The sequence below is a fragment of the Marinobacter salarius genome (assembly GCF_032922745.1).
GTDB lineage: Bacteria > Pseudomonadota > Gammaproteobacteria > Pseudomonadales > Oleiphilaceae > Marinobacter.
Genome location: NZ_CP136693.1, coordinates 3,906,491 through 3,922,717 on the forward strand (window position 1 = coordinate 3,906,491; position 16,227 = coordinate 3,922,717).

14 protein-coding genes and 1 tRNA gene are annotated in these 16,227 nt (G+C 54.7%); 3 read left to right on the plus strand and 12 right to left on the minus strand.

Features of this window, described 5'->3' with window-relative positions; translation table 11 throughout:
- Positions 1-68 precede the first annotated feature (68 nt).
- Both R1T46_RS18205 and R1T46_RS18210 read left to right on the plus strand, forming a co-directional pair.
- Positions 69-1,715, plus strand: coding sequence for an FMN-binding glutamate synthase family protein (locus R1T46_RS18205; RefSeq protein ID WP_317306468.1), 1,647 nt, complete (start codon positions 69-71; stop codon positions 1,713-1,715).
- Positions 1,716-1,829: 114 nt separating this feature from the next.
- Positions 1,830-1,906: transfer RNA gene (locus R1T46_RS18210), tRNA-Pro, on the plus strand.
- Between the two features lie 181 nt (positions 1,907-2,087).
- On the opposite strand, the gene R1T46_RS18215 is transcribed toward R1T46_RS18210, so the two are convergent.
- On the minus strand, positions 2,088-3,539 hold the full coding sequence (locus tag R1T46_RS18215) for a sigma-54-dependent transcriptional regulator (protein ID WP_197061286.1): 1,452 nt from the start codon (positions 3,537-3,539) through the stop codon (positions 2,088-2,090).
- A gap of 78 nt (positions 3,540-3,617) precedes the next feature.
- Positions 3,618-4,780 (minus strand): IS3 family transposase gene (locus R1T46_RS18220; protein WP_156105448.1). Its coding sequence is split into 2 segments (ribosomal slippage): positions 3,618-4,525 and positions 4,525-4,780, totalling 1,164 coding nucleotides; the frame shifts between segments, so codons are not numbered across the junction.
- Between the two features lie 355 nt (positions 4,781-5,135).
- Here R1T46_RS18220 and R1T46_RS18225 point away from each other — a divergent pair.
- Entirely contained in the window at positions 5,136-6,386 is a 1,251-nt protein-coding gene (locus R1T46_RS18225) for a response regulator (RefSeq protein ID WP_317306469.1), read from the plus strand.
- A 40-nt stretch (positions 6,387-6,426) separates the two neighbouring features.
- Here the strand turns inward: R1T46_RS18225 and R1T46_RS18230 are convergent, their stop codons facing one another.
- The 10 genes from R1T46_RS18230 to thrS all read right to left on the minus strand — a co-directional run bounded on the left by R1T46_RS18230 (position 6,427) and on the right by thrS (position 16,124).
- Entirely contained in the window at positions 6,427-6,798 is a 372-nt protein-coding gene (locus R1T46_RS18230; protein ID WP_036204625.1) for a VOC family protein, read from the minus strand.
- Between the two features lie 158 nt (positions 6,799-6,956).
- Positions 6,957-8,324: a group II intron reverse transcriptase/maturase gene (gene ltrA / locus R1T46_RS18235; protein ID WP_317306471.1), complete on the minus strand. Its 1,368-nt coding sequence runs from the start codon at positions 8,322-8,324 to the stop codon at positions 6,957-6,959.
- A gap of 424 nt (positions 8,325-8,748) precedes the next feature.
- A complete protein-coding gene (locus tag R1T46_RS18240; RefSeq protein ID WP_036204624.1) occupies positions 8,749-9,114 on the minus strand; it encodes a MerR family transcriptional regulator in 366 nt (121 codons plus the stop codon).
- Positions 9,095-9,397, minus strand: coding sequence for an integration host factor subunit alpha (gene ihfA, locus R1T46_RS18245; RefSeq protein WP_007151838.1), 303 nt, complete (start codon positions 9,395-9,397; stop codon positions 9,095-9,097). The genes R1T46_RS18240 and ihfA overlap by 20 nt, the downstream gene beginning before the upstream one ends.
- A gap of 3 nt (positions 9,398-9,400) precedes the next feature.
- On the minus strand, positions 9,401-11,773 hold the full coding sequence (gene pheT / locus R1T46_RS18250; RefSeq protein ID WP_317306473.1) for a phenylalanine--tRNA ligase subunit beta: 2,373 nt from the start codon (positions 11,771-11,773) through the stop codon (positions 9,401-9,403).
- A 59-nt stretch (positions 11,774-11,832) separates the two neighbouring features.
- Positions 11,833-12,831 carry a phenylalanine--tRNA ligase subunit alpha gene (pheS, locus tag R1T46_RS18255; RefSeq protein ID WP_036204614.1) on the minus strand — a complete coding sequence of 333 codons (999 nt, stop codon included), beginning with the start codon at positions 12,829-12,831 and terminating at the stop codon, positions 11,833-11,835.
- A gap of 139 nt (positions 12,832-12,970) precedes the next feature.
- Positions 12,971-13,324, minus strand: coding sequence for a 50S ribosomal protein L20 (rplT, locus tag R1T46_RS18260; protein WP_007151841.1), 354 nt, complete (start codon positions 13,322-13,324; stop codon positions 12,971-12,973).
- Between the two features lie 50 nt (positions 13,325-13,374).
- Positions 13,375-13,566: a 50S ribosomal protein L35 gene (rpmI, locus tag R1T46_RS18265; RefSeq protein ID WP_007151842.1), complete on the minus strand. Its 192-nt coding sequence runs from the start codon at positions 13,564-13,566 to the stop codon at positions 13,375-13,377.
- Positions 13,567-13,659: 93 nt separating this feature from the next.
- Complete coding sequence (gene infC, locus R1T46_RS18270; protein WP_075195579.1) at positions 13,660-14,202, minus strand: translation initiation factor IF-3; 543 nt, start codon at positions 14,200-14,202, stop codon at positions 13,660-13,662.
- On the minus strand, positions 14,199-16,124 hold the full coding sequence (gene thrS, locus R1T46_RS18275) for a threonine--tRNA ligase (RefSeq protein ID WP_075195580.1): 1,926 nt from the start codon (positions 16,122-16,124) through the stop codon (positions 14,199-14,201). The genes infC and thrS overlap by 4 nt, the downstream gene beginning before the upstream one ends.
- Between the last annotated feature and the right edge of the window lie 103 nt (positions 16,125-16,227).

Genomic DNA, 16,227 nt, shown 5'->3' on the forward strand with positions numbered 1-16,227 from the left:
GAACGTAAGTCCCGCGCGATTACTGTTAATATTTTGAGAGAAAACGGCACACCCACTCAGAGGAGCTTATGGATAAAACCGAAACCTTCCCCTTTCGATATACGCTTTATGCGCTGAGCCTGACCGGCTTTATCGTTTCATTACTGGCCAGTGCCATTTGGGGAGGCTGGTTTTATGTTGTTCCCATCCTGTTCGGGGTATTGGCGGCGACCGGCACGTGGGATCTTGTTCAGCGTAAACGCACTGTTAGCCGAAATTACCCCATCCTCGCGCATTTCCGGTACTTTCTCGAATCGATTGGCCCGGAAATACGCCAATATTTCATTCAGTCTGATACGGATGAACGTCCGTTTTCACGAGAACAACGCACCATCGTTTACCAGCGAGCCAAGAACGTGCTCGATAAGCGGCCTTTCGGCTCGCAGCTGGGTATGTATGACGAAGGTTTTGAGTGGATCAATCATTCCCTCCAACCATCCAACCTGAAAGATGCGGATTTCCGGATCGTGATCGGAAAACAGTGCGCCAAGCCCTACAACGCAAGTGTCTTCAACATTTCGGCCATGAGCTTTGGGTCGTTGTCGGCCAATGCCATCCTGAGCCTCAACACTGGCGCCAAAATGGGCGACTTCTATCACGATACCGGCGAGGGCTCCATATCCCGCTATCACCGGGAACCCGGCGGAGATCTGGTTTGGGAAATCGGCTCCGGCTACTTCGGATGCCGCAACAAAGACGGTACTTTCAACGAGGAGATGTTCGCCCGCAACGCTACTCTCGACCAGGTAAAAATGATAGAGGTCAAACTATCCCAGGGCGCCAAACCTGGACATGGCGGCATTCTTCCCGGAGAGAAAGTAACACCGGAGATCGCCGATGCCCGAGGTGTCGAAGCTGGCAAGGATGTCGTCTCCCCGGCCAGCCATTCGGCTTTCTCTACACCCAAGGAATTTCTCGAGTTCCTGGAGAAACTTCGTGATCTGTCTGGCGGCAAACCCGTGGGCTTCAAACTGGCTATAGGTCATCCCTGGGAGTGGTTCGCCATCGTCAAAGCCATGCTGGAGACAGGAAAAACACCGGATTTCATCGTTGTGGATGGTGGCGAAGGTGGTACCGGAGCGGCCCCCCTGGAATTCATCAACCGTCTTGGAACACCCATGACAGAAGCCCTGCTATTGGTGCATAACACACTGGTGGGCACCAACCTGCGCGAGCACATTGCCATTGGCGCTGCGGGCAAGATCACCTCGGCATTCAACATAGCCAGAACCCTGGCGCTGGGGGCAGACTGGTGTAATGCGGCAAGGGGCTATATGTTCTCTCTCGGCTGCATTCAAGCGCTCAGCTGCCATACCGGAAAATGCCCCAGCGGTGTTGCAACCCAGGACCCGAGGCGAAGCAAAAAGCTTGATGTTGAGGATAAGAGCCAGCGTGTTTACAACTACCACAAGAACACTCTGGAAGCCCTGATGAACCTGCTTGAGGCGTCGGGACTCAATCACCCTTCTGAACTGGGCCCGGAACACATCATCCGCCGCACGTCCAAGACGGAGATTCATTCCTACATGGACCTGTTCCCGTTTCTGGAACCGGGCGCCCTGCTGGAAGGAGAAACCGGTGAAAGAGTGTTTGATACCTACTGGCCGAACGCTAGCCCGGACAGCTTCGACCCGCCAGAATTCATTCGCCAGCTTCGCGAAACCAAACTGCGATAGAAGGGCCCGAAGAATTGGCAAATGGATGTTTATTTTTAATCGGGGCTGGTGTAGACTTCGCTCCCGCTAAGCCACTGAGATTTCTCTCAAGTTTCTCTCTGGCCACTGGCAATTCGGGGCGTAGCGCAGCTTGGTAGCGCACTTGCATGGGGTGCAAGGGGTCGTAGGTTCAAATCCTACCGTCCCGACCAGATTCCCTACACAAAGCCCGGGCCTTTCGGCCCGGGCTTTGTTGTTTCAGGTTCGTCGGGCCCGCCTGCACGCCCAGAACACGGATCGTTATAATTATAAGTCAGCACCACACTAACACCCTCTTCGCACCAACCTCTTTCGCGTAGTCGCAACATGCGAATCGTATTACGTGGCGGGAATCTACATCTTTTCCCATTGCAGGCGTTTTCTGTAAATAGTGGAAGCACTGACTTCAAGAAACGCAGCCGCTTTGGGCACGTTGCCATCGCATTGCGCAATTGCAGCCTCAATAATGCTCTTTTCCTCCTGCCATAAGGGCCGTATCCGATGGTTGCTGCTCCTGGTATTTTCGTCACCTCCACTCTGTTCCGAAAGCGCGGATTGACCAACCGACTCACTCGAGTTGGACCGCCCGGCATCAAAGTGCTGTGGTACGTTTGGAACCGGGTTGGATGTGGCGGACATTGGCGATGGCAGCATCGCCATGGTCACGGTTTCACCATCGTTCAGAACGACCACATTGCGGATGATATTGCTGAGTTCCCGCACATTCCCTGGCCAGCGGCTCCGTTCCAGAAAAGACTCCACCTCCCGGCTGAAAGATCGGAACGACTTGCCCTCGTCGTCTGAGTATTGAATCAACAGCGAACGAGCGATGAGCAAGATATCGTTACCCCGGTCCCGAAGAGGTGGCATCTGTATAGGGATAACATGCAGCCGATAGTAAAGATCTTCTCGGAAACGCCCCTCCTGAACCTCTACAATAGGGTTGCGGTTTGTCGCACAGATAAAACGTACATCAACAGCAACTTCCCTGTTACTGCCTACTGGCTGAAAGGAACCGGATTGTATAAGACGAAGCAACTTGCTTTGCAGATCCAGGGGCATTTCACCGATTTCATCAAGGAAGAGAGTTCCGCCATCAGCCCGGAGAGCCGCCCCTTGTCGAGTAGCCGATGCCCCGGTGAAGGCACCTTTCAGGTGTCCGAAAATCTCGCTCTCAATGAGATCCCGAGGAATGGCAGCGCAGTTCAAAGCCACAAATGGCTTGCCAGAACGATCGCTTTCGGCATGCAGTGCCTCGGCACAAAGCTCCTTTCCCGTTCCGCTCTCCCCCGTGATGAACACCGACGCCCGACTCTTTCCAGAACTTTCAATAATCCGATAGACATTCTGCATCGGCAGTGACGAACCAATCATTCTGTGGAACTGCGTGCGCACAAACGACTTTTCATACTCCGCCACAACATCTTCCAACTGCTGCTTCTTGAAAATGTTGGCAAGCGTCACTTCAAGCCTGGCTTTGTCGAACGGCTTGGTGATGAAGTCGGCGGCACCACGTTGCATTGCATCTACCACCATGTCTACGGAACCGTGGGCAGTGATGACAATGACTGGGAGGCTCTGCATGTCTGACTGAACCTGATCCAGAATCTCCAACCCTGTCATATCCGGCAGGTGAACATCAGTGATCAGTGCCTGATATTGATACTTACCAAGACAGGTCAACGCCTCACGTCCGGTATGTGCGACTTCAACGTCGTAAGTGGCCTCCAGAAAACTCTGATAAACCATTGAATTTGAGAGGCTGTCTTCAACAAGCAACACTCTGGGCCGTTCTTCTTTCAACATCACGTTTCCTTTCAGGGAAGTTGGTCCATAAGAATCAGGACTCTCACTCTAGATCCTTCTAGTACTGAAGTGTAGTGGTCAACTAATCCCGGACAGTATTTTAAGTTTTTCTTCCGCGACTACAGGTGGCATGCCGTCATTGAATGTATGGGGACGCTGCCGGTTGTAGTAGTCCATCAGGTAGTCACCAATATCCTTTCTTGCATCAGGAATCGAGCGGTATCCAAGTGATGGGATCCATTCGCTCTTCAGGCTCCGGAAGACCCGTTCCATAGGGGAATTATCCCAGCAATTTCCCCGACGACTCATGCTTTGCTCCATGCGGTAACGCCAGAGCCTCTGACGGAATAATCGGCTTGCGTACTGACTGCCCTGGTCAGAGTGGAACAGAACCCCTGTCGGTTTTCCCCGTTGTTCATACGCGTGATCCAGTGCCTTTACGACCAACTCTGCATCAGGCCGGTCTGATAGCGCCCAGCCGACCACACGGCGGGCATAGAGATCCAGAACAACCGCAAGATAGCTCCATCGCTGACCAGCCCACACATAGGTGATGTCACCGCACCACGCCTGGTCTGGGTGGCTGACGCTGAACTCACGATTCAGCCGGTTTGGAATGTCGGGCCTTTCCACAGTGGCCTGTTTGTATGCGTGTGGGCCAGGTTGCTTGCAGATCAGTCCCAGCTCACTCATGAGGCGGCGAACCTTGAAGCGTCCGATCACAACGCCTTCCTCATTAAGCATGGCGGTGATCATACGGCTTCCCGCTGAGCTTCGGCTCTTGCGAAAGATCCGGTTCACATCGGCTCGCAGAGCCACTCGCGTGGCATCCACTACGGACCGCCTCCGGCGATAGTCGTAATAACTGGATCTCGACACTTCAAACGCTTTACAGACCATCTCAACCGGCTCCTGCTCACTCAACTGGTCTATCAGCGCGTACGATTCATCTCGTCCGACATCAAGAGAGCGGTAGCCTTTTTTAGTATCGATTTCTCCCGTTCCAGCCTCTCACAACGGGCTTCCAATTCCTGGATTCGCTGCTGTTCCGGGGTCATGGCTTTGGACTTGGGTGTAACACCGCCACGTTCTTCGGAAAGCTGTTTTACCCATCGCCTGAGGGCGTTCTCGCCGACATCTAAAGAGCGACTGGCTTCGGCAACACTGTAGCCCTGGTCAAGCACCAAACAGGCAGCTTCCTGCTTGAACTCTGGTGTAAAAGATCGTCGTTTTCTGGTCATCAGACACCTCGCTTATGGTGGCGATATTACCACCTACGTTGGTGTCCGGAATCATTGAACCACTACAAAGCGTATTCAATCATCGTCCTTTCCGCCAATTTTCGATTATCTTACTTTACTTACCCAGGTATCAGCGGAGGACTTCTTGCGCCCTCGGTCAAGACGCCTCAACTGAGGTCAAATCGCATTTCAACATGCAAAATGCAAATCATAATGCAATACAAGCGCGTATCTATCTGCAGGCTTGCAGTTGCCAATATGGGTTCCCGGTCCATGGCACGGCTCTTGCTGATACCCTCGAAACCGACCTAATGCCTAACAACAGAACTGCGTCACCACGGGGAACAGGCCAATTATGGAAACTTTTCGAGACAGTAACTGGCGACCACCGACCGAGGTATACACACCAGCAGACGACCAGCAGTTACCAAATCGAATAGCCGACGGAAAAGATCAGACTGAGAACGCCAGCCAGACAAAAACCCGTTTTCTTGCCACCGTCAGCCACGAATTGCGCACGCCAATGAACGCGATTCTCGGGCTTCTTCACCTTGTCCAAACCAGCGGAAACCTGGACCAGAAGGACCAGGAGTTTATTGATACGACCTACGAATCCGCCGAACACCTGTTAAGCCTGCTGAACGAACTCCTCGACCTGTCAAAAATGGAGGCCGGTAAGGTTGAGCTGGAAATGAGCCAATTCAATCTCGCCCAATTAACCCGGAAAACATTGAACATCTCCGAAACGAAAGCCCACGAGAAAGGCTTGATGCTCATTGATGACATCAGTGAGCAGGCGAACGTCATTGTTGAAGGTGATGCTGGACGGATTCAGCAGATTCTCATGAACCTGCTAAGCAACGGTATCAAGTTTACCGATCAGGGATCCGTCTCTCTCAGCACATTCAGAGCGACAGCGGATCATTTTATATTCAGCGTTGCGGATACCGGCGTCGGTTTTTGCGATAGCCAGGCTGACGCGTTGTTCCAACCATTCAGCCAATTGGACTCAACCGCATCTCGACGGCATGAAGGCACAGGACTGGGACTGGCGATCTGTGAACGCCTTGTCACTGCAATGGGAGGCAGCATTACGGCCCGGGGCAGACCTGACAAAGGTGCGGTCTTCAGATTTGAAATACCGCTCTCGGTTATTTCAGAGTCCCCGTCTTACCTTGGCAACGAAGAGCTGCATCAGGAGGACCTGCCGCTGATTCCACGCGATGGGGAGCCACTGAGGGTATTAATTGCAGAAGACTCCCCCGCCAACCAGATAGTGCTCAAGGCCATGCTTGCTGATACCGGGTACATCACGGACGTAGTGGGCAACGGGCTGGAAGCCGTCGAGGCTATCAAGAGACTGGACTACGACATTGTCCTGATGGACATCTTCATGCCCGAAATGGATGGCCTGGAAGCCACGAGAATCATTCGTGGTGATGGCCGAATGAGCGATAAAGCCATTATCGCGCTCACCGCGAATGCCATGCCTGGCGACCAGGATAAATTCCTGGAGGCTGGCATGGACGACTACCTCTCTAAACCAGTGACAAAGTACAATTTGCTGAAAATGCTTAATAAGTGGGCATTGCTTCAGGAACAATGACACAGACGCATAGACACCAACCTGCCTTGAGGCATTTCAATTAACCGAAGTGGAAAAAGGCCAGTTTATTTCCATCGGGGTCTCTTACATACGCCCCGTAAAACTGATCAGGGATCCGCTGGCCCGGCTCGCCGTCACAGCTCGCACCCAAATCCAACGCTCGCTTGTAGTGGGCATCTACAGCCTCCTTGGACCCTGGGTGAATGGCGACCATATTGCCATTGCCCGGTTGATTGGGTTCGCCATCGAAAGGGGTGCACACGGCCAGCATCGGCGCCTTCATACTCTCCCCAATAAACGCAATGCGGCCCATATCCAGAAGGACCTTAGCGCCGATATCCCCCAACAGTTCCGAATAGAAGGCCTTGGCTCGGGACATATCACTGACGCCAATCGTAACGTATCCAATCATGCTGTTATTCTCCGGTGTGAGTGTCGGTCAACTATACGACCTTTTTGTTCAATTCGGCGACTGCCATCAAATCGGGATAGGGGGGAACCAGCAGGTTCCGCCCCTCCCACACCACCCGGCAAGCGGGTCCGCACCGGGCGGTTCGAGAAGTTGAGGTATCACGAGAGGCGCGGCACACCCAACCGGTCGAAGTAGGCAGTCGTCAGCACATTGTGAATGGCGGAGCGACTGTTATGCCACCAGCGGTGGCTCAGAGCCGCCACGGATTCCGCCACCCAGGGACTTGCGCCCAAGCGCAACAGCTCCCGGTAAATGGTCTTGCCCCGCCGCCACTGTTTAAGATGCAGGGCTCTCAGGCGACGACGTATCCACTCATCCAGCGATCGCCAGATGCGAGGCGTTTGCGCCAGTCTGAAGTACCCTTTCCATCCGAGCAGGTAGCTGCGGAGCTTTTCCACCACTTGTGAGATGCTGCGACCACCTGACCCTCGGGTCAGTTGCCTGATCCTCAGCTTGAACGCCTGTAACGCTTTTGTTGATACGGCGCGCCGGACGTCTCCATCCTTTGTCTGCCATAGGGCATAACCGAGGAACTTACGGCCGAACACGCTGGTGACTGCACTTTTGGATGCGTTGATCACCAAGTGCAATTTGTCGTAACAACGGTGTAGCAACCGCATCACCCGCTCTCCCGCTTTATGACTGCGAACGTAGACGTTGCAGTCGTCGGCATAACGAGCGAAGCAGTGCCCCCGGCGTTCCAGTTCCCGATCCACCTCATCCAGCAGAACATTCGCCAGCAGTGGCGACAGTGGCCCGCCTTGCGGCGTGCCCTCGTATCGTTCTATAACTACGCCACCGTCCATGATGCCCGCATTCAGATACGCACGAACCAGCCGGATGACTCCGGGGTCGTTCACGCGCTTCCTCAGGCGGTCGATCAGGATGTCGTGATTAACCCGGTCGAAGAACTTCGACAGGTCAACGTCCACAACGATGTGGCAGCCCTGCTGGGCGTAGCGTTGCGCAGCCAGAACCGCATCCTGGGCCCGACGACCCGGACGGAAGCCATGGCTGTGTTCGCTGAAGGTGGGATCAATCAGAGGTTGCAGCGCTTGCAACAGTGCCTGTTGAATCAGACGGTCGGTGACGGTAGGGATACCCAGTTCCCGTTCACTGCCGTCCGGCTTCGGGATGCCTACCCGACGGACAGGCTGTGGCCGATAGGAGCCCTCCAGCAGTTGCTGCCGGAGCGCCGGCCACGTCCATCTCAGGTGTTCGGCGGTCTGGGCAATGTCCAGTCCATCAACACCCGCAGATCCCTTGTTGGCCTTCACGCGCTTCCATGCCCGCTGCATGTTCTCTCGTGCGAACGCCTGCTCCAGCAGGTGTCGCCCTGCGCCTTCCGATTCTTGTCGCGGGAGTCCTGTTTCATCGCGGGTCACGTCCGGCAAGGCTTCACCTTCCCGTCCTGCAACCCGCTCCGCTGACGCGGACATCTGATGCTGTACAGTACTCATCGACAAGGCGTTTGACGCTCCTTCTCGTTCAGCCCTTCACCCTGAATAAGCGGCTACTATGGCCTCTGCTGACTTCTCGCTCCGTGTTACCACGTCGCCCTTTCAGGCATGAGGCGAGATCTCCCCGGGTAAGAACACACTCCTTCACCGCACAACCGCCGGATTTACACCACCTCGCCTTGGCCACAAGAGCTTCGCGGCTTTTGGCCCGCTCACCCTGCTCGGCAATGCCTCATATCCGATTCTTGTTCATCGGCTCACGGTTTACGCTCCACGCTTCCTCTCCACGGTCGGTCACCCTTCCGCAGTTGCGCTTCACTTCGTTCGCTGTGGCCAGCTCACGGGAGGACTTCCACCTCCAGGAGTGCGCCCGTGCCGGGCGCACCAAAAAAGCCGAAGGCGGACCTTCGGCTTTCAGCTTCAAAATATCTCACTTCACCGGCGTATTGAGCACGTCGAGAACATCTTCCAGTTCGGTAATCATCTGCCGGATCAGCTGCTTGTACTGGGAGGTATCGTCTTTCACCTCGTGGCTGCTGAGCTTCTGCTTGGCCCCGCCAATGGTGTAGCCCTGATCATACAACAGGCTGCGGATCTGGCGGATGGTAATGACATCGGCACGCTGATAGTAGCGGCGGTTGCCACGGCGCTTGACCGGAGAAAGCTGAGGGAACTCTTGCTCCCAGTATCTGAGCACGTGCGCTTTTACAGCACAAAGTTCGGCAACTTCACCAATGGTGAAATAACGCTTCCCCGGTATCGTGGGTAATTCGTTGTTATGACTGGGTTCCAGCATACGCTTCTACTTTCTGTTTTAGTTTTTGTCCCGGGCGGAACGTAACAACACGCCGTGCACTGATCGGAATTTCCTCACCGGTCTTCGGGTTCCGTCCCGGCCGCTGTTTCTTGTCACGCAGATCAAAGTTACCAAATCCCGACAACTTCACCTGTTCGTTGTGGCTGAGAGCGCCTCTGATCTCGTCGAAAAAAGCTTCCACCATTTCCTTGGCTTCACGTTTGTTGAGACCCAACTCCTCGTACAACCGCTCTGCCATCTCCGCTTTCGTCAAAGCCGCCATCTGCTAACTCCTCAGTGTTGCCCCCAACTCTTCGCGCAGTGCGTCAATCACACCGTTGAAGAGCGAATGCACCTCTTCTTCATTTAGTGTGCGCTCGGGATGCTGCCAGAACAGGCTGAGAGCGAGGCTTCGGTTGCCTTCACCCAGGCTTTCACCTTCATAAACATCAAACGCACGCAAAGCCGTGAGGTGCTCCCCGGCGTGCTTTTTCGCTACACGCTCGACGTCTGCAAACCCCACGTCGCTTCCGATAATAATAGCCAAATCCCGCCGAACTTCTGGGAATTTTGAAATATCTTTGAAATTAGGCACATATCCAGAAACGACCGAATTCAAGAATAGCTCAAACATCAGAATCGTGCCATTAAGTTCCAGTTTTTTCTGCACTTGTGGGTGCAATGTGCCCAGCCAGCCTACATGTTCTCCGTCCCGGATCAATTCCGCCGTCTGGCCCGGGTGCAGCGCGGGGTGCTGACTGGCGAGGAAATGCACTTCAATGCCAAGGAGCTGGAACAGACCCTCCAATTCGCCTTTTACATCAAAAAAATCGGCATTTCTGCGACCGTTGGCCCAGTTTTCAGGCAACTGACCGCCGGCGACCACACCCGAGAGCATGGGCTGTTGATCAATCCGATCGCCATCCTTGATGAACCGGAGCCCGGTTTCGAATAGCCGGATTCGCGGCTGCTGACGATTCTGATTGTAAGCCACGGTTTTCAGCAGTCCGCTCCAGAGGCTCGTGCGCATGACGGACAGATCCGACGAAATCGGGTTTGCCAGCGCAATGCCTTCCCGCTCGGGATCAACCAGACCCTGAACTTTCGGGTCTACAAAGCTGTAGGTAATCGCTTCCTGGTATCCACACGCCACGAAATAGTTCTGGATAGCCGATACCGGGCGGACGGCCTCTTCCTGCGGGCGAAGGCCGAGTGAGCCGGTAGGCTCGGTAACCGGCAGGTTGTTGTAACCGTATATCCGTCCAATTTCTTCGATCAGGTCCTCTTCGATACTGATATCCGGGCGGAAACTCGGCACGTGTACACGCCAGCCATCCTTCAGCAGCTTATCGATATGAAGTCCCAGTCGGGTCAAAATCTCTTCCACCGTAGTGCGGTCGATCTCCAGCCCCAACACGTCGGCAACACGCGTCTCCCGAAGGTCCACCGTGCGGTCTTCAGGCAAGTCCTGCTTGCTGACAACCTCTACAATATCCCCTGGCTCGCCACCCACGATGGACATCAGCAATGCCGTTGCACGCTCCATGGCATCGCGGGCAAGCTCGTAGTCCACGCCCCGCTCGAACCTATGTGAAGCGTCCGTGTGAAGGCCATAGTGGCGCGCCTTACCCGCCAGAGTAATCGGATCAAAATAGGCAGCCTCAAGGATCAGGTCGCGGGTTCGCTCACTCACTCCGGAATGCTCTCCACCCATCACACCGGCAATCGCTATCGGCTTGGCGTGATCCGCGATAACCAGGGTATCCGGGGTCAGTTCCACTTCCTGGCCATCCAGCAACACCAGTTTTTCGCCCGGCATCGCGCGGCGAACCACAATGCCACCGTCAATTTCTTCCCGATCGAACGCATGCAGCGGCTGCCCCAACTCCAGCATCACGTAGTTGGTCACGTCCACGGCAGCGTCGATAGAGCGAACGCCTGAGCGGCGCAGCTTTTCCTGCATCCACAGCGGGGATTCAATGCTCAGGTCTACATTGCGCAGAATTCGCCCCAGATACCGGGGGCAACCTTCGGGGTCTTTCACGGCGATGTCAGGCACCTCGGAGTGCACTGCTTCCACGGGGAGAATTTCCGGCCCCTCAACCACAAGGCTGTTCAGTACCCCGACTTCCCGGGCGACCCCTTTGATTGACAGGCAATCACTACGATTCGGTGTCAGATCCACGTCGATGGTGACGTCGTTCAACTTGAGAAACTCACTCAGCTCCTGGCCTACCGGCGCATCGTCCGGCAATTCCATCAGGCCGTCATGGCTGTCCGAAAGGCCAAGCTCTGACTCTGAGCACAGCATTCCTTCCGAAGGTTGCCCACGCAGCTTGGCCTTCTTGATCTTGAAGTCGCCCGGCAACACCGCACCGACGACGGCAAAGGGTACTTTCAGGCCGTCGCGAACATTGGGCGCACCACAAACCACCTGGACGGTTTCGGTGCCATTACGGACCTGACAGACCCGAAGCTTATCCGCATCGGGATGAGGCGATACCGACACAACCTCACCCACAACAATGCCACTGAACTTGCCGGCTACCGGCTCAAATCCGTCAACTTCCAGACCCGCCATGGTGATCTGATCCATCAATGCCTGGGTATCATTCGCCGGGTTGACCCATTCACGTAGCCACTGCTCACTGAATTTCATGGTATCTGCCTTGTCCTGATGCGGTGTTGCCTGTTAGTTCGTTTACCTTGAAGGCGTGTTCAACGGAACTGCCGCAAGAAGCGGAGATCGTTCTCGAAAAACATGCGCAGGTCATTCACGCCATAGCGAAGCATGGCAAGACGCTCAACACCCAGACCAAACGCAAAGCCACGGTATTCCTCGGCGTCGATACCGCAATGCTCGAATACTTTGGGATGAACCATGCCGCAGCCCATTACTTCCAGCCACTTGATGCTGCCATCCTCTTCGCGCCCCCACTCGATATCCACCTCGGCGGACGGCTCTGTGAACGGGAAATAGGATGGGCGGAAACGCACTTCCAGATCGCGTTCGAAGAACACCCGCAGAAATTCTTCAACGGTGCTCTTCAGATCCGCGAAGCTAACGTCCTTCTCGACCAACAACCCTTCCACCTGATGAAACATCGGAGTGTGGGTCATATCGGAATCACAGCGATAAACGCGGCCGGGGCAAATCATCCGAAACGGGGGCTTGCCATCTTCCATGGTGCGAATCTGGACCGGTGAGGTATGGGTTCGCAGCAATGTGCCGGGATTGAAGTAAAACGTGTCGTGCATGGCACGGGCCGGATGGTGACCGGGAATGTTGAGCGCTTCGAAGTTATGATAGTCGTCCTCGATTTCCGGCCCCTGCTCCACGGTATAGCCCGCGCGGGAGAAAAACTGCTCAATGCGCTGAAGGGTTCGGGTCACCGGATGCAGGCCGCCGAGGTCCTGGCCACGGCCGGGAAGCGTCACATCAATGGATTCACTGGCGAGCTTCTGTTCAATGGCGGCACGTTCAAGGTCCGTGCGGCGAGCGTTGATGGCCTGCTCCACCTGCCCCTTGGCGTCGTTGATCTTCTGGCCGGCGGCGGGACGTTCTTCCGCAGACAGCTTACCCAGTGTCTTCGCCTGCTGGGTGATCACACCCTTCTTGCCAAGGTATTCAACACGAATCTGATCCAGTGCCTGCAAACTGTCGGCACTTTCAACCGCCGCCAGGCCGTCCTGAACGAGTTGATCCAGGTTTTCCATTGACCCTGCTCCAATCCAGAAATGGAATCACTCTAAACAAAAATAGGGGAAGAGCGCGCCCTTCCCCTATCAGAAGGCGTCTTCATGAACCCATGGAGACGCCTGAATCGATCGGTTAACCGATGAAAGAGCTAAGCGATCACAGAGACGCTTTGGCCTTCTCAACAACAGCGGTAAACGCCTGCTGCTCGTTCATGGCCAGGTCGGCCAGAACTTTACGGTCGATCTCAACATTGGCCTTCTTCAGGCCAGCAATCAGACGGCTGTAAGACAGGCCGTTGGCACGGGCGCCAGCATTGATACGGGCAATCCACAGTGCGCGGAACGAGCGCTTACGGTTACGACGGTCACGGTAAGCGTACTGACCGGCCTTGATAACCGCCTGTTTGGCTACGCGGAAGACGCGGCTACGCGCTCCGTAATAACCCTTGGCCTGACTGAGAATCTTTTTATGACGACGGCGTGCAACCACACCACGTTTTACGCGAGGCATACGTTAATCCTTCTACCTTTAAACCTGAAAAGAAATGGCTAGCGGCTGAATCAGCACGCCGTCATACGTTTGATTGAAGCCACATCGGACTTGGCAATCAACTTGGTACCACGGAGCTGACGCTTACGCTTCGGGCTCTTCTTGGTCAAGATATGACTGGTGAAGGACTGCTTATGCTTAAAGCCAGTAGCGGTCTTCTTGAACCGCTTGGTGGCCCCGCTTTTGGTTTTCATCTTGGGCATTTTTAAAACTCCGCATTCTGTTTTTAAGTGATATCAATGTGCCCCTGAACGACAAATCCCCCGCGACCGCGGGGGATCAGCACCGGATCAGGTTCACTTCTTTTTACGGGGGGCCACTACCATGGTCATCTGGCGGCCTTCCATTTTCGGCCGCTGTTCTACCTGGGCAAGCTCTTCAATATCCACTTCGATCCTGTTCATGAGCTTCATACCAATTTCCTGGTGTGCCATCTCACGCCCACGGAAGCGGATAGTGATTTTGCCGCGGTCCCCGTTTTCAAGGAAACGTACCAGGTTGCGTAGTTTGACCTGATAATCCCCTTCTTCAGTTCCTGGCCGGAACTTAAGCTCTTTGACCTGCGTCTGCTTCTGCTTTTTCTTGGCAGCCGCTTTGGCCTTCTTCTCATCGAAGATTTTCTTGCCGTAGTCCATTATCTTACAGACGATCGGATCGGAATCCGTAACCTGAACCAGGTCAAGAGACGCTTCTTCAGCCTGCTTGAGTGCATCTTCAATCGGTACGACACCGACCTGATTGCCTTCGGCATCGATCAGACGAACTTCAGTTGCGTCAATGTTCTCGTTGATCGGCGCTTTTGGAGTGCGCCCCCGATTCGCTCGCTGTTTAATAATCAGATCTCCGTTTTGGTTCTGCCTTTGCGATTGATTTCGTCAGCCATCAGCTGCTCAAACGCTTCCAGCGATAAAGTTCCCAGATCCTCACCCTTGCGGGTTCTCACCGCAACGGCGTTGTTTTCAACTTCTTTGTCGCCGATAACAACAAGGAAGGGAACTTTGTTAATAGTATGCTCGCGGATTTTAAAGCCGATCTTCTCGTTTCTCAAGTCAGCATTAACCCTATAGCCAAGGGAATCCCACTTTTTCGCAAGATTCTGGCAATAATCCCGCTGATTGTCGGTAATATTCAGCACCGCGATCTGCGTTGGCGCAAGCCATGTCGGGAAAGCACCCTCGTATTCCTCGATGAGGATACCAATAAAGCGCTCGAACGAACCAAGAACCGCCCTGTGCAACATCACCGGCGTCTTGCGCTCGGAGTTATCTGCCACATATTGGGCACCCAGCCGTCCCGGCATGGAAAAATCGACCTGAATGGTACCACATTGCCACACCCGTCCGATGCAGTCTTTCAGCGAAAACTCGATTTTCGGGCCATAAAAGGCGCCCTCACCCGGCAAAAGCTCCCAATCAACGCCTTCCCGGTTCAATGCTTCTTCCAGCGCGGCTTCCGCTTTGTCCCAGACTTCGTCCGAGCCAACCCGCTTTTCCGGACGGGTTGAGAGCTTGTAAAGAATCTCCGTAAACCCGAAATCCGCATAAATCTCGTGGAGCATGCCGATAAAGTCAGACACTTCCTGCTGAATGGCATCCTCTTCACAGAAAATGTGGGCATCGTCCTGGGTAAACCCGCGAACCCGCATCAAACCATGCAAGGCACCAGACGCCTCGTTACGGTGACAGGAACCGAACTCGGCCAGACGCAGTGGCAGGTCCTTGTAGCTTTTCAGGCCCTGGTTGAAAACCTGCACATGGCAGGGACAGTTCATCGGCTTGATGGCGTAGTCGTGCTTCTCGGACTCCGTGGTAAACATGTCGTCCTTGAACTTGTCCCAGTGCCCTGACTTTTCCCAAAGCGCCCTGGAAACCACCTGCGGCGTCTTGATTTCCTGGTAACCATGCTCATGCTGCTTGCGGCGCATGTACTGCTCGATCTCCTGATACAGGGACCAGCCATCCGGATGCCAGAACACCATGCCAGGGGCCTCTTCCTGCATGTGGAACAGGCTCAATTTCTTGCCGATCTTGCGGTGGTCGCGCTTCTCGGCCTCTTCCAGGCGATGCAGATAGGCCTTCAGGTCTTTCTTGTTGCCCCAGGCAGTGCCATACACCCTCTGCAACTGCTCGTTGCTGGTATCGCCGCGCCAGTAGGCGCCGGCAACCTTGGTCAGCTTGAAGGCCTTGAGCTTGCCGGTGTTGGGCACGTGAGGGCCACGACACAGATCGATAAAGTCACCCTGGCGGTAGAAGGACAGATCTTCCTCGCCGGGAATATCCTCAATGATGCGAACCTTGTATTCCTCGCCCATCTCATCAAACAGACGGACAGCTTCGTCACGGGACATGACCGATCGGGACACCGGAATATCCTGCTTGGCCAGCTCTTCCATGCGCTTTTCGATCCGGCTCAGATCTTCATTGGTGAACGGCCGGTCGAATTTGAAATCGTAATAGAACCCGTTGTCCACAACCGGACCAATAGTCACCTGAGCGGAAGGAAACAGTTCCTTGACCGCCATGGCCAGGAGATGTGCGGTGGAGTGGCGGATAATGTCGACGCCGTCTTCATCACGCTCGGTGACAATGGCAAGCTCAGCGTCTTCTTCAATCGGGAAGCTGGTATCGACCAGTTGGCCATTTACACGGCCGGCAATGGCGGCCTTGGCAAGCCCGGCACCAATGTCTGCGGCGACATCGTGAACGGTAACAGATTCGGCAAAACTGCGGTGACTGCCATCCGGCAGGGTAACAACAGGCATAGTAGGCTCCTAGGGACTCAGAGGTGATCCGTACCAAAGACCACATGTTGACGGTTGGCCGCGATACAAACCGCGGACCGTTGCGCGCAGGAGTTTAACAGAA